The sequence below is a fragment of the Streptomyces sp. UNOB3_S3 genome, from assembly GCF_020740895.1.
In the GTDB taxonomy this organism is placed as follows: domain Bacteria; phylum Actinomycetota; class Actinomycetes; order Streptomycetales; family Streptomycetaceae; genus Streptomyces.
Genome location: NZ_JAILXP010000641.1, coordinates 1 through 1,871 on the forward strand (window position 1 = coordinate 1; position 1,871 = coordinate 1,871).

2 protein-coding genes are annotated in these 1,871 nt (G+C 67.8%); both read right to left on the reverse strand.

All coding sequences use genetic code 11. From position 1 onward, the window contains the following. Positions 1 to 12: 12 nt before the first annotated feature. Positions 13 to 900, reverse strand: a complete 888-nt coding sequence (locus K6I33_RS34625; protein ID WP_229358765.1) for a triacylglycerol lipase — start codon at positions 898 to 900, stop codon at positions 13 to 15. A 47-nt stretch (positions 901 to 947) separates the two neighbouring features. Then, positions 948 to 1,853 (reverse strand): triacylglycerol lipase, encoded by a 906-nt coding sequence (locus K6I33_RS34630; protein WP_229358766.1) that lies wholly within the window; start codon positions 1,851 to 1,853, stop codon positions 948 to 950. Positions 1,854 to 1,871: the final 18 nt, after the last annotated feature.

Sequence of the window (1,871 nt, forward strand, 5' to 3'; positions counted from 1 at the left end):
GGGTGGGGTGGGTCAGCTGAGCGCGGAGGAACAGGTGGTGGGGGTCGCGTGCGCCGGGTCGAGCGCGTTGGCCACCTCGTGGAAGGCGATGCGGTCGATGGTGCCGATCGCGGCGTGCTCGGAGATGTCCCACTTGCACAGGTTCTGGAGCTCGATGTTGCGTACGTTCGGGCCGGACAGGAACTGGGTCCTGTAGGGCGTGACCACCTCGTCGTACTTGGTCGCGATGACCGTGTACTTCACACCGGGCACGGTGTCACCACCGGCGTTCAGCTTCTTCATGAACTCCGAACCCACCAACTGGTCCTCGACACCCGGCATCGTCAGGGAGACGACATTGCGGGCGCCCGGCACGGCGTCGATGAGGCGAGCCATCCCCGAGGCCGTGGTGCCGTGGTTGGAGGGCGCGATGCCCACGAGCTTGTCGACCTTGTCGGCGCCGCCCAGGAACTTGAGGTAGTAGCGCGGCAGTGCGCCGCCGCCCTGGGAGTGACCGACGATGTCCACCTTCTTGGCACCGGTGGACTTGAGGACCTTGTCCACGAACACCGAGAGCTGGTCGGCGGACTTGGCGATCGGCCCGATGCCGTGGACGAGCGGCACGCCGGCCTGCTGCCCGTAGTCCAGGGAGTAGACGCAGTAGCCGCGCTGGACCAGGTACGGGGCCGCCATGAGCCAGTTGTCCCATGAGTTGGCGAACGTACCGTGTGCCAGGACGACAGGGTTGGGGTGGGCCGCGGAGGGCTTGCAGGACCAGTTGTTCCAGCCACTGGTGACGGTCATGTCCACCTGGGCGGCGGCCGGGGCCGCCGACGCGGAGGCGGATCCGAAGGACAGGGCCAGCGCCAGCGCCGAGACGGTGCCGGCGAGGACGCGGAGCGTTCTCTTGCGTACGGACATGGGACTACCTCGCAAGTGGGGGGATGGACTTCGTGTCGGACGGCGGGTCAGCTGAAGAACGAGGCGCAGGTGGTGGGGGTCGCGTGCGCCGGGTCGAGCGCGTTCTTCACCTCGTGGAAGGCGACGCGGTCGACCATGCCCAGCGCGATGTGCTCGGAGACGTCGAGCTTGCACAGGTCCTGGACCACCACGTTGCGCACGTTCTTGCCCGAGAGCTGCTGCGACTTGTAGGGCGTGGCGATCTCGTCGTATCTGGTCGAGATGACCGTGTATTTCACTCCGGGCACGGTGTCCGGCTTGGAGTTGAGCTTCTTCATGAACGCGGAGCCGACGATCTGGTCCTCCACGCCGGGAACGGAGAGGGACAGCGCCTTGCTCACGCCGGGAACCTTGCGCGCGAGGGTGCCCAGCCCGGAGGCGGTCGAGCCGTGGTTGTCCGGTGCCAGGCCGATGAGCTTGTCGACCTTGGCGGCGCCGTTCATGAAGTTGAGGTAGTAGCGCGGCAGGGGGCCGCCGCCCTGGGAGTGACCGACGATGTCCACCTTCTTCGTGCCCGTGGACTTGAGGACCTTGTCCACGAACGCGGACACTTCTCCGGCCGACTTGACGAGGGGCCCCTGGCCGTTGAACCCCGGCATGTAGGGCAACTTGCCGTAGTCGAGGGAGTAGACGCAGTAGCCCTTGGCGGCCAGCTCCGGAGCCAGGGCGAACCAGGTGTCCGCCTGGTTCGCCCAGGTGCCGTGGAGGAGGACGACGGGGTTGGGGTGGGCGGCGGACGGCTTGCAGGACCAGTTGTTCCAGCCGCCGGTGACGGCCTTTCCGGCCTTTCCGGCCTTTCCGGTCTTCGCGTCGGCCGGGGCCGCGGACGCGGAGGCGGCGCCTGCCGTCATGGTCAGGGCCAGCGCCGAGGCGGCGCAGGCGAGGGCGCGGAACGATCTCTTGTGCGGGGGCATGGGAGTACCTCACGGGGG

Bases quoted from the DNA above. Each gene is read 5' to 3' on its own strand.
- K6I33_RS34625 (WP_229358765.1), bottom strand. From the start codon at position 900: ATGTCCGTACGCAAGAGAACGCTCCGCGTCCTCGCCGGCACCGTCTCG.
- K6I33_RS34630 (WP_229358766.1), bottom strand. From the start codon at position 1,853: ATGCCCCCGCACAAGAGATCGTTCCGCGCCCTCGCCTGCGCCGCCTCG.